Raw genomic sequence first — 14,276 nt, 5'->3', positions numbered from 1 at the left:
CTCAGCGGGCAAGAGGAGATTGTGGTCGGATCGCCGATCGCCGGCCGTCCGCATGAAGACCTTGAACCTGTGCTTGGCATGTTCGTGAACACGTTGGCGCTTCGGACACGCCCGGAGGGCGGAAAGGGTTTCACAGACTATTTGCAGGAAGTCCGTCAGACAGCGCTGGAAGCTTATGAACAACAGGATTATCCGTTTGAAGAACTTGTCGAAAAGCTAGGCGTTCAGAGAGACATGAGCCGCAATCCGCTGTTTGATGCGATGTTTATTCTTCAAAACATGGAACAACACGACATACATCTGCCAGAAATAGAAGTCAGACGCAACAGCTTGATTCATTCGATCTCCGTGTTTGATCTGACTTTGTCGGCCGTAGAATCAGGCGGGCAAATAGAATGTGAAATGGAATTCAGCACAGATGTTTTCTTAAAAGACACGGTGGAACGGTGGAGCTCTCATTTGATCGAACTTCTGAGGTCTGTGACGACTCGTCCCGATACAGTCCTCGCACGGCTTGAGATATTGGAGGAACAAGAAAAACGGATGATTGCAGAGGGGTTCAATGACACACAAATTGAATTTCCCCAAAGTGCAGATTTGTTTCATCATATATTCGAAGCTAAGACAGAGGAAACACCGCATCACATCGCTATTATCGAGGGAGAAAAACAAATAACCTATCATCAGCTTAATGAACGGGCAAATCGTCTGGCCAGAACGCTGAGAAGAAAGGGAACGGACCAAAATTACACGGTTGCTATATTGGCAAATCGATCAATCGATGCAGTGGTCAGTATTCTGGCGGTTCTGAAATCCGGCGGCACCTATATTCCGATTGATACGCATTATCCCGAAGGAAGAATCAGGCATCTTCTTCAGGATAGCGGGGCAGTCACGCTTCTCGTTCAGCAGGACCTCAAACACCTGATTGCAGATTTGACCGGTATAGGCGTTTCGCAAATTTTTTATCTAGACGATGAGTATCTGTACGATTCGGATGCGTCCAATCTGATTCCAGCGGCTGGGCCGGAAGATGCAGCATATATCATATACACGTCCGGGACAACAGGAACCCCAAAAGGAGTTGTCATAAAGAATCGAAGTTTTACTCATGCCGCTCTTGCCTGGCGTGAGATCTACCAATTGGAGCGTTTCCCTGTCAGGCTGCTTCAAATGGCGAGCTTTTCATTTGATGTCTTCTCGGGTGACTTGGCACGGACTTTATTAAACGGGGGCACTCTGGTGATTTGTCCGGATGAAGTCCGGCTGGAGCCTGCTGAGCTGTACGCATTATTGATTCAGCAGCGTATTACATTAATGGAGTCAACACCGGCTCTCATGGTTCCTTTTATGGATTATGTATATCGCAGCAATCTTTCGCTGCCAGATTTACGCTTGCTTGTTCTTGGTTCAGATACTATCAAAGCTCAAGACTTCAAAACGCTCTCACAGCGTTTTGGCAAACAGATGCGTTTGATCAATAGCTATGGCGTGACAGAAGCCACCATTGATTCCAGTTACTATGAAGCTAATATGGGTGCCGCTGTGAACGAGGAATATGTACCAATCGGCGTACCGCTGCCAAATGTCCACATGTACGTACTCAGCAATTACGATCAAATACAGCCGATCGGTGTTGCCGGAGAACTTTGTATCGGCGGAGCTGGCGTGGCGAAAGGGTATCACGGAAAACCTGAATTGACGGAAGCCAAATTCACTGAACATCCATTTATACCTGATGAAAAGATATACAGAACAGGAGATCAAGCATGCTGGCTTCCTGATGGCACTGTGCGTTTCCTCGGCCGTATGGACAACCAGGTGAAAATCAAGGGCTACAGAATTGAAGCGGGAGAAATTGAAAGTGTACTGCTTCAGACGGGCATGGTCAAAGAGGCTGCAGCGGCAGTCCGAAAGGATACCCAGGGGCAGTCTTATCTAGCGGCATATATAGTGCCTTCGGATGTTGATACGTCAGCTCTCCGTGACGCTCTGGCGAAGGAATTACCTGCATATATGGTTCCATCTCATTTCATGGCTCTGGATAAAATACCGCTGACGCCTAACGGCAAAGTGGACAGAAAGGCATTACCTGTTCCGAACGAAGGCTTGCGACAGACTTATACCGCTCCATGCACCGACAAGCAAACAATGATGGCCGGCATTTGGGAGGACGTGCTTAGTATTTCGCGCGTCGGCATCCATGATTCCTTTTTCGATCTTGGCGGAGATTCCATTAAGGCGCTGCAAGTATCAGCCAGGCTTGCTGCAGAAGGCTGGAAGATGACGATTAGAGACTTATTTCAATTTCCAACCATTCAGAAGCTGACAGATCATATTACACCGGCCGTTTCTGCAGCCGATCAGGGACCTGTTGAAGGAAAAGCTGTTCTCACGCCAATACAGCGGAGATTTTTCAGTCAGCCGGATGCTTTTCGGTACCATTACAACCAGTCGGTCGTGCTATTCAATGAGATAGGATTTAGGGACAACGCTCTCCGTCAAGCGCTTCGCCGCTTGGCAGTGCATCACGATGCGCTTCGCATGGTTTTTACAAAAGATCAGGCAGGGCGTATCATTCAGCATAACCGCGGGACTGACCTTCAGGATGAGGAACTGTATCATCTTCATATCACAGATTGGACTAAAGAACCGCAAGCTCTTATCCATGCAGAAGAACAAATTGCAAAAGAAGAAGCCCGTATTCAAAAAGCGATGCGGCTTGAACAAGGGCCTTTGCTCCAAGCGGGATTGTTCAAAACGGCGGATGGTGATTACCTTCTTATCGCTATCCATCATCTTGTTGTGGATGGCGTCTCTTGGCGGATTTTGCTGGAGGACCTTTCAGAAGCTTATCAGCATGTGCTCGAAGGAAGAGAGATCAAATTGCCTCCTAAAAGTGATTCGTATCTCTCATACGCAAACGCTCTTGTGCAATCAGCGGAAAGCAGAAAATTATTGCAGGAAAAGCCTTATTGGGAAAGTGTTATAAATGCACAAACGGCTGTTTTGCCAAAAGACCAGCCTTATGCTTCAGAAGGACTGCAAAAAAATGCCGGCACAGCATCATTAATACTTTCAGGCGATTGGACCAGTAAGCTGCTATTTGAAACTCAGCAAGCCTATGGCACAGATGTAAATGAACTGTTACTGACTGGATTGGGCATGGCGTTGGCCGAGTGGACAGGAAACGAACAAATTGTAATCAGCACTGAAGGACACGGCAGGGAAGGACACGTTTCCGATATTGATATTTCACGAACGGTGGGCTGGTTTACTTCTGTCTATCCTGTCCTTCTTAACATGGACGCAAATCATTCAGACGATAAGCTCGCCAGCCGAATCAAAGCGACAAAGGACATGCTGAGAAGAGTGCCGAATCAAGGAACCGGCTATGGGCTATTAGAATACATGACAGAAAATGAAGACTGGAACAGAGAACCAGAGGTCAGTTTCAATTATCTCGGACAGTTTAATGATATAGAGGATTCAAAAACGCTTCGAATGTCCTCTTACCAGCCGCGTTATGAAATAGCCGGCGAGCGGTACAGAGAGTATGCGCTGGACATCAATGCCATGATAATCGGCGGACAGCTACAAGTGAAAGCAGTGTACACTCAGGTGTTTCATCATAGAACTATCGAACTCTTCATGGAGAGCTTTCGAAAGCATATCATCAGTGCCATTGAACATTGTTCGGGAAAAAAGGAACGTGAAAAAACGCTGAGCGATTTCAGCAACAAAGAAATGACATCAGCAGCACTATCAAGCATCGCAAATCTTGTAAAAGATCTTTAACTTTGAAAAAAGGTGTGTGTGAGATGACGCAAGCTACAGGGATTCAAGACATTTACCCTTTATCGTATATGCAGGAAGGTATGCTGTTTCATTCATTGCTTCATGGTGACTCGAAAGCTTATGTGGAGCAGACATCGTTCACCATTAACGGAAATCTATGTATAGACTCATTTCAAAAAAGCTTGAATCTGCTGGTTTCTCGGTATGATATTTTCAGAACGATTTTTATTAAGGAGGTTCCTGACCTCTCCGGCCCGCAGCAGGTTGTTCTGACAAGTCGTGAACTGACTGTGAAAAAAGAAGACATTTCTGGCATGAAGATAAAAGAACAGCACATTTTCATTGAAGAATATAAAAAGAAGGACAGAGAAAAAGGATTTGATTTACAAAAAGACCCGCTCATGCGGCTTACTCTTTTTGATATGGGTGAAAACCGACATACTTGTGTATGGACACATCACCACATCATCATGGACGGCTGGTGTCTGGGCATTGTTCTGAAGGAATTCTTTCATATCTATTATTCTCTGAAAAACAGCGACCCGCTGCAGCAGCTTGGCAGTACGGTTCCCTACAGCAGATATATTGGATGGCTCGGCGAACAGGACAAGGAAGAAACGGGTGTGTACTGGGACGGCTACCTGAGTGATTACGGCCAGACAGCTTCCATTCCGCTTACGAACAACAGGCGTAAGGACGGTGTGTACGTATCGGAACAGATTCATTTCTCTCTTGACCCATCTGCCGTTGAAAAACTCACAGCCTTATCCCGGAGCTTGGGAGTGACTTTAAACACCCTATTTATGAGTATATGGGGAGTCATGCTGCATAGATACAACGCAACGGAAGATGCCGTGTTCGGCTCTGTCATTTCCGGCCGCCCTTCAACGATTGACGGAATAGAATCAATGGTCGGTCTGTTTATTAACACCATTCCCGTTCGTGTGCGCGCACACGGAGGGATGTCATTTTCTTCTCTTGTCAAAGAAGTGCAAAAGGACACATTAGCATCTGAAAACCATGGTTATTATCCTCTCTATGAGATTCAGAATCGAAGCCCTCTAAAGCAGGGCTTACTCAATCACATTCTTGTGTTTGAGAATTACCCTGTCCAGATACAAAAGGCAGTCGGCGCTTGGCAGGGCCAAGAAGAAAACGCATTGAAGCTTGGGGATTTTTCAATGTCAGAAGAAACCAATTATGACCTAAATGTCGTGATTGTGCCTGGAGATAACTTTTATATAAAATTCAGCTACAATGCTTCCGTGTATAAGCAGGAAGATATGCTTCGAATTCAAGGCCACCTGAAAAAAGCGCTGGATTGCATCCTGTCTGATCCGGATATTGCAGTCGAGAACATTGATATTGTACCTGTCGAGGAACAAATGCTCATTCATACATTTAACAAGACGGACAGACCTTATCCGGAAAAAACGGTTTACGAATTATTTGAAGACCAGGCCGCCGAGACTCCTGAAGCGACAGCTCTTGTGCTGGATGATACGCACTGGACATATCGCCAATTAGACGAAAGGGCGAACCAGATGGCGCGTGTGCTTAAGGAAAAGGGAGCAAAACCCGGCAGCATCGTGGCCGTCATGATGCGACGGTCAAAGGAAATGGCAGCGGCTCTGCTCGGGATTTGGAAAGCGGGCAGTGCATATATGCCTCTTGATCCCGGCTATCCGTCTGAACGGCTGTCTTTTCTGTTAGATGACAGCGAAACATCTTTGCTGCTGACAGAGGATGAACTCATTTCGACTGTGCCTTCGGATTATGCCGGAGACACTGTGACAACAGAGGAAGCCTTGTCATATAAAACCGATCCGCTTCCAACGACAATACAAGCCGGAAAGCTGGCCTATCTCATCTACACTTCAGGAACGACCGGGCGGCCTAAAGGAGTTCTTGTGGACCACCGTGGAATTGCAAATACATTGCAATGGAGACGGGAAGAGTACGGCATGAGCGGTCAAGATACCGCGCTGCACCTGTTTTCATATGTCTTTGACGGCTGCGTGACGAGCTTGTTCACTCCGCTTTTATCAGGTGCCTGTGTGATTTTGACAAATGACGATGATGCGAAAGATGTACTTGCAATTAAGAAAACCATAGCCAAACATCGGATCACTCATCTGCTGATTGTGCCTTCACTGCATCGGGTTTTGCTGGAAGTTTTAGAAAAAGAAGAAGCCAAGACCCTTCGCGTTGTGACATTTGCGGGAGAGCCGGTCACCGCAGATTTACTTGAAGTCAGCCGGGAAATTTGTCCGCACACAGAATTAGCAAACGAATACGGGCCGACAGAAAATAGTGTTGCGACGACCGTGCTTCGTCATCTGAATCAGGAATCATGTATTACGATCGGGCGTCCGATTGCCAATACCGAAGTGTGTATTTTAATCGGTAACCAATTGCAGCCGATAGGCGCATCGGGTGAACTTTGTATCGGAGGCGCAGGTTTGGCGCAAGGCTACTATAAACAGACTGAATTGTCGCAAAAAGCATTTACATCACATCCGTTTCGAGAAGGAGAACGCCTATACCGGACGGGAGATGCGGCGCGCTGGCTGCAGGACGGAACGTTAGAATATATCGGGCGTTTTGATGACCAAGTGAAAATTAGAGGCTACCGGATTGAATTGGGAGAAGTAGAAGCAGTTCTCCGAAACATACCGGGAGTAAAAGAAGCGGCGGTCGTAGCCCGTGAAACCTCTTCAGACGAACGGGAACTTTTTGCTTATATCGTCCCGCAAAAGGGAGACGGGCTTCCAGACGTACATCTTCATCTTGCTGGGAAATTACCGGCTTATATGATTCCGGCGAGTATTACAAAAATAAACAAGATGCCGTTAACTTCAAGCGGAAAACTGGACCGCTCAGCTCTGCCGGAACCGATGAACATGGCGGACTCAGCTCATACGTATGAACCGCCTCGAACGATTATTGAATCTGAATTAACCGCGATTTGGAAAAACGTGCTGAATAAGAAGCAGATCGGCATACGCGATGATTTCTTCCACTTAGGCGGGCAGTCATTAAAAGCCGCTACACTTGTATCAAGAATACATAAAAAGCTGAATATCCAGCTGCCGCTCAGCGATGTGTTTATATATCCGACAGTAGAAAGCATGGCAGCTAAAATCGAAAGCTTAAAAGAACAAACATTTACAACAATTGCTCCAGTGCAATCAAGAGAACTGTACCCGCTGTCTTTTTCACAGAAAAGGATGTATACCCTTCATCAACTGGAGGATAACGGTACAGGATACAATATGCCGGCAGCGCTGGAACTGCACGGAAAGCTCGATCGCCAGCGGCTGAAACAGGCTGTCACAGAACTTGTGAACCGGCATGAATCACTCCGCACTTCGTTTGTCATACACAATGGTGAACCGATGCAGCAAGTCCATGTAAGCCTGACACCGGAGTTTACCGAGCTTCAGATTGAATCAAAAAGCCAGCTAAAACAGACGATGCAGTCATTTATACAGCCGTTTGTTTTGACAAACGCACCGTTGCTTAGAGCATGCTTAATCGTTTTAGAAAATGATCATCATTATCTGTTGCTGGATATGCATCACATTGCTGCTGACGGTGTCTCTATGAGCACACTTATCCAAGAATTCACAGACCTGTACTGCGGCAAGACGCTTCATCCATTAAAGCTGCAGTACAAGGATTTTGCAGTCTGGCAAAAAGAGCAGTTTGCCCGGCAGTTATTCAGCAAACAGGAAGATTACTGGCTGAAACAGCTCAGCGGCCTGCCTGTATTAGAACTGCCGCTTGATAAAAACCGTCCGCTTCTGCCTGATTTCAGCGGCGGGACATTTGAAGCAGAAATTGATCGCGAGACTGCAGAAGGGCTTCATCGCATCATGTCTGAAACGGGCTGTACGTTGTATATGGTTCTTCTTGCTGCCTATTCGATTCTGCTTTCTAAGCTGAGCGGACAAAAGGATATTGTTGTCGGTTCACCTTCTGCCGGAAGACGGCATGCCGATTTGGAGCCGGTCATCGGACTGTTTGTGAATACCCTTGCGATGCGGAGCCAGCCTGAAGGAGAAAAGTCTTTCAGATCTTATTTGCAAGAAATTAAAGAGGTGGCCCTTACCGCATATGAACATCAGGATTATCCTTTTGAGGAGCTCACAAACAAGCTCGGAACTCAGAGAGAATTGAATCGCAATCCGCTTTTCGATGCGATGCTGGTGCTTCAAAGCAGTGAAGATTTTCAGCTTGAATTGCCCGGGCTGGCAATATCTTCTCGCAAGCTGCCACATAAGGCGTCTAAATTCGATCTGACCTTGCACGCTGAGGAAAACAAGGAAGGAATTCGCTGCTGCTTTGAGTACAGCACCGCATTATTTGAGCACGAAACCGTTGCGCGCTGGGCCAATCATTTCAAGGAACTGCTGAGAAGTATAACGGCCGATACAGACGTGAAGCTGGCTGATATGCAGATGCTTGGAGGCTCAGAGCAACGTATGCTGCTGGACAATATGCATCATTTATCTGACTATCCGAGCAATAAAAGTCTTCCGGATTTATTTGAAAATTGGGCAAAAGAAACACCGGAGCATATAGCAGTGGTGATGGACGATCACCGGCTGACTTACCGCGAGCTGAATGATCAAGCAGAACGGGCAGCAGCTATGCTGATGAAAAAGGGAGTACGCTCTGAACAAATTGTCGGCTTGATGACAGAACGCTCACCCGATATGCTGATCGGAATTCTTGCCATTCTGAAAGCGGGCGGTGCCTACCTGCCGATTGATCCCGATTATCCTCAGGAACGTATCAGTTTCATGCTTCATGACAGCGGAGCAGAGATGTTGCTGACCCATGCTGCGAAAGAGAGACCTGATGGTTATCAAGGGGAAATTTTGTATATAGAAGATGCTGAGAACGAACCAGCGAGTGATGTGCAAAAACCGCCTGTCCGCGCAGAACAGCCTGCATATATCATCTACACATCAGGTACGACCGGCCAGCCAAAGGGAGTTGCAGTCGAGCATCGCAATGTAGTCAGCTTATTGAAACATAAAGAACTGCCTTTTGATTTTGGTCCTCAGGATGTGTGGACATTGTTCCATTCATATTGCTTTGATTTTTCTGTGTGGGAAATGTTTGGCGCACTCTTAAACGGCGGCACATTAGTTGTGGTTTCAAAAGAAACAGCCCGGGACCCGAATGCTTATCGGCTGCTGCTGAAAGAAGAAGGGGTAACCGTACTGAATCAGACGCCGACGGCTTTTTACAGTCTCATGCATGAAGAACAATCTCATGCCGATGCATTAAGCGTCCGTTACGTCATTTTCGGGGGGGAGGCATTACAGCCGGGGATGCTGCGCAGCTGGAAAGTCAAATATCCTGAGACAGACCTGATTAATATGTACGGAATTACTGAAACGACTGTCCATGTGACGTATAAAAAGCTGACCGATACAGATATCGCAGCGAATAAAAGCAATATCGGGAAACCGCTCGCAACCCTTACAGCATATGTATTGGACGATTATATGAATTTTCAGCCTATAGGGGTCCCCGGCGAGCTGTATGTTGGCGGCGCTGGAGTAGCGAAGGGATATGTAAACAGGGAAGAGCTGACTGCAGCAAGATTTATTCCGAATCCCTATGTGCCTGGCGATAGGCTGTACCGCACGGGAGACATCGCCAAGCGGCTGCCGAATGGCGAGCTTGAATATGCTGGCCGGATAGATAACCAGGTGAAAGTCAGAGGGCACCGTATAGAACTCGGTGAAATCAAAGCGGCTCTTCTCAAACATTCACTGATTAAAGAAGCGGCTGTAATTACAAGGCTTGATGAACAAGGACAGCATACCATTTATGCTTATCTGATCTCAGAGACAGATCGCAAACTGAATCAATCAAAAATCCGCGCCTCCCTGAAAGCCGTTTTGCCAGATTATATGATACCGGCCCGATTCATGCAGCTTGACAGCATGCCGCTTACAAGTAACGGAAAGCTTGATCAGAAGGCGCTCCCTGAACCAGATGCAGGCACCCATATATCTGATGATATTTTGCCGAGAAATGACACTGAAAAGGTGATGGCTGAGATTTGGGAGGAACTGCTGGGGCTTGAGCAGCTTGGTGTCAGCGCGAATTTCTTTGAACTTGGCGGAGATTCAATTAAGGCACTGCAAGTCTGTGCAAGGCTGAAGCAGCACGGGTTTGAAACAACAGTGCGGGAACTGTTTGAGCATCAGACATTGGGCGAGCTGTCCGCACGTGTCCGTAAAATTGAACGTGTGATCGACCAAGCGCCTGTTAGCGGTGAAATGCCTTGGACACCTGTACAGCATTGGCTTTTTTCCCAGTCAATGACGTCAGTTCACCATTTTAATCAGTCCGTCATGCTGTATCGAGCTGACCGATTTAACAGCAGCGCTCTCAGAGAAGTTCTGAAAAGTTTGGTAAAGCACCATGACGCATTACGAATCGTCTGCCGGAATATAGAGAGCAAGCCGGTGCAGGTTAACCGAGGCATTGATCTCACTGATGAAGAATTATATTTCTTTCAACAGTTTGATATAAGAGATGATCATGCAAAAGCAACTGATCATCCGGCCGATCTGTCAAGTGAGGAAAAGAGACGGATTGCAGAGACGGCAGATCGTATTCAGCAAAACATTCAATTGGAAACAGGTCCTCTGCTTCATGCCGGTTTGTTCCGCGCTTCAGACGGAGACCATTTGCTGCTCGCTATTCATCATCTCGTTATCGACGGTGTATCTTGGCGAATTTTGTTTGAAGATTTCGAGATTGGCTATGAACAAGCACTGGCAGGAAAACCAATCGTATTCCCGCAAAAAACGGATTCTTTTCATGATTATGCCCATCAATTGGCTGCATACTCTGACACACGCGGGCTTTTCCGTGAAATAGATTACTGGACAGAGCGTGAAAAACAGCATGTTGAACGCCTTCCTAGAGATTACACCGTGTCATCTAATAAGCTCAAAGATACCAATGTAATTGATTTCGAGCTTTCCAGACAGGACACAGAGCAGCTGTTAACATCCGTCAACAAGGCTTACACCACTGACACCAATGATATCCTGCTTGCCGCTTTAGGGCTTTCCTTACAGGAATGGACAGGCTATGATCATCTGAAAATCAGCATGGAAGGACACGGAAGGGAATCATACCTTGATAACATTGATCTAAGCCGAACAGTCGGGTGGTTCACTTCGATTTATCCGGTTTTGCTTGACATGGATGTTTCTGAACATACCGATGAAAAAGAGCGGCTTGGCTACCATATTAAACGTACGAAAGACATGATGCGCCGCATCCCTCATAAAGGCGTTGGCTACGGAGTTCTAAAATACGTAAGCGGTATTTGGAATGAGACAGGGAATATTTCAAACAGCCCTGAAATCAGTTTTAACTATTTAGGCCAGTTTGATCAAGATATACAAATGAATTCGTTTGAAGTTTCTCCGGTTCAAACAGGAGACGAGATAAGCCCGGATTGGGAACGCCCTTATATTCTTGATATTAGCGGCGCCGTTTCGTCAGGATGTCTGAAAATGCACATTGTCTATAACCGCTATCAATATGAGGCGCAGACGATCCAAACATTCGCCGGATATTTTAAACGTATTCTTGAAGACATCATACGGCACTGTGCGGCTAAAGAAAACCGCGAATGGAGTGCCGCTGATTTCAGTGATGAGGAGTTAACGCTAGAAGACCTCAGTGAAATTATGGGAGCCGTCAACAAACTATAGAAAAAGGAGAGGCGCTACATGTCGCAACAATCCGAAATTCAGGATATTTATCCCCTGTCATTTATGCAGGAGGGCATGCTTTTTCATTCGCTGTTTGATGAACAATCAAGAGCCTATTTTGAACAGGCATCCTTTACCATCAACGGAAGGCTAGACTTGGAACGCTTCCAAAAAAGTATGGATGCCATTGTTGGCCGATATGACATCTTTCGTACAACTTTCATTCACAAAAATGTAGCCAAGCCTAGGCAAGTCGTGCTCAAAAGCCGTCCATGCAGCGTTCAGTTTGAGGATATTTCCCATCTTGATAAGTCAGATGAAGAGAAATATATCGAAACCTTCCGGCAACAAGATAAGTCCAAAGGCTTTGATCTGCAAACAGATGTCCTTATGAGGGTATCCATTTTGAAATTGGCGCCTGAGCGCTATGTCTGTATTTGGAGCCATCACCATATTTTGATGGACGGATGGTGCCTTGGCATTGTCATTAAAGATTTTCTCCACATGTATCAGGCCCTGGGCGAAGGGCGTCATCCTTACCTTCCTCCGGTTCAGCCGTACGGAAAATATATCAAGTGGCTGATGCGGCAAGACCGCGAAGAGGCGGCAAAGTATTGGAAAGAGCGGCTTCAAGATATTGAAAAGACATCATCCTTGCCAAGAAAAAGTGTTCAAACATCAGAAGGAAAATTACAGCAGGCTGTATTTACAATCTCGGAACAGCAAACTGCCGGATTACAGCAAATTGCAGCAGCTTCCGGGGCGACGCTGAGCACGGTTTTTCAAGCGTTGTGGGGACTGATGCTGCAACGATTCAATAACAGTAACGATTCTGTGTTCGGTTCTGTAATTTCCGGCAGACCAACGGAGCTTGCAGACGTGGAGGGCATGGTCGGGCTCTTTATCAATACAGTTCCCGTTCGCGTCCAAAGCGGAGCGCTTTCCTTCTCGGATCTGGTCAGGCATATGCAAAAGGAGTTACTGAAAGCAGAAGCTTATAGTTATTTTCCTTTGTATGATATTCAAGCGCAAAGCACACTCAAGCAGGAACTGATCGATCATATTATCGTATTTGAAAATGTGCCGACACAGCAGGAAATTGAGGGATTGAACCAGACTGGGGCGTTTGATTTTTCGGTGGAGGACTTTTCGATGGCTGAGGAAACTAACTACGGGTGCAGTATAAAAGTCATTCCGGGAGCCTCTTTATATGTACGGATCAATTTTCATACAGATTTGTATGACACCAGCATGATGGAAGAGATCGAAGGGTATATGCAGCAAATGATTGCATCAGTTATCGCTGACCCTGATATACGCGCTTCACAGATTCCATTGCTAAATGAAAGCAAAACACGGCAAATTGTTTCTGAATTCAACAAAACAGAAGCTGTTTCACCTATAGCTCCGACTCTCGATGGCCTGTTTACACACCAGGCTGCGCTTACACCGGATCGGCAGGCGATTCACTTCGCTAATGGGAGCCTGACATACGGGGAGCTTGATGCGTATTCAAACAGGCTCGCCGTACGCCTTACGGCGAAAGGCGTGACGAAAGAAAGCATTGTCGGCATCCTTGCCGAGCGCTCGCCGGAAATGATGATTGCCGTGCTGGCCGTTTTGAAAGCGGGCGGCGCTTATCTGCCGCTTGATCCGGCGTATCCTGCCGGGCGCCTGAGCTACATGCTGAAAGACAGCGGGGCTTCTCTTATGCTGACACAGTCTGGTTTAACGGTTCCCGATTTTTCAGGTGAGACGCTTGAAGTGGATATGGCGGCGCTTGTGGATGGCAATCCTTCAGAAGTGCCTGCAGGCACAGCCGACGGCGGCTCTCTGGCGTATCTCATTTATACCTCCGGCTCTACGGGGCAGCCAAAGGGCGTGGCGGTGGAGCATCGTCAGGCGGTTTCTTTTCTGACTGGCATGCAAGGGCAGTTTCCGTTACATAAAGAGGATGTCATTGTACTGAAAACGTCATTTTCATTTGACGCCTCTGTCTGGCAGCTGTTCTGGTGGACACTCTCAGGCGCTTCGGTCTATCTGCTTCCGTCCGGCTGGGAAAAAGATCCTGCGCTCATGGCAGAGGCATTCACGCAGGAACGTGTGACAACGGCTCACTTCATTCCTGCGATGCTGAACAGCTTCTTAGATCAGCTGGAGATGGAAACGCCTGAGCGAAGGGACGGGCTCACGACAGGTCTTAAGCGGGTATTCGCCGGAGGCGAACCGCTCACGCCTCAAGCAGCTGCCCGATTTGCTGATCTCTTGCCGGAGACGTCGCTGATCCACGGCTACGGGCCGACAGAAGCCACGGTGGATGCGGCATTTTACGTGTGTGACAGAGAAAAAGACAGTGAACGGCTGCGTCTTCCGATCGGAAAGCCCGTGCCGGGCGCGCGTCTTTATATCTTGGACCCTCAGATGGCTGTTCAGCCTGCGGGTGTCATAGGCGAACTGTATATCGCCGGGAATGGGGTGGCCAGAGGCTACCTGAATCGCCCCGAGTTAACGACGGAACGCTTTCTCTCTGATCCCTTTTATCCTGGGGAACGGATGTACAAAACGGGAGATCTGGCGCGCTGGCTGCCGGACGGACAGGTTGAGTTCCTCGGCCGTTTGGACGATCAAGTCAAAATCCGCGGCTACCGGATCGAACCCGGCGAAATTGAATCAGCTCTCCGGAACCTGGAAGGCGTACAGGAAGCAGCCGTCATCACC

At 47.4% G+C, this 14,276-nt stretch carries 3 protein-coding genes; all 3 read left to right on the top strand.

The window, feature by feature from the left end; genetic code table 11:
- Positions 1-3,798, top strand: a 3,798-nt coding sequence (locus AXI57_RS08020; RefSeq protein ID WP_155724083.1) for a non-ribosomal peptide synthetase, incomplete at its 5' end; no start/stop codon positions are given.
- 23 nt (positions 3,799-3,821) lie between these two features.
- Complete coding sequence (locus AXI57_RS08015) at positions 3,822-11,558, top strand: non-ribosomal peptide synthetase (protein ID WP_061669756.1); 7,737 nt, start codon at positions 3,822-3,824, stop codon at positions 11,556-11,558.
- Positions 11,559-11,576: 18 nt separating this feature from the next.
- The coding region (locus tag AXI57_RS08010) for a non-ribosomal peptide synthetase (protein ID WP_155724082.1) at positions 11,577-14,276 on the top strand (2,700 nt) is incomplete at its 3' end.

The sequence above is a fragment of the Bacillus atrophaeus genome (assembly GCF_001584335.1).
Lineage (GTDB): Bacteria > Bacillota > Bacilli > Bacillales > Bacillaceae > Bacillus > Bacillus atrophaeus.
Note: the sequence above shows the minus strand (reverse complement) of the source record. Positions and strands in the feature narration are given on the sequence as shown.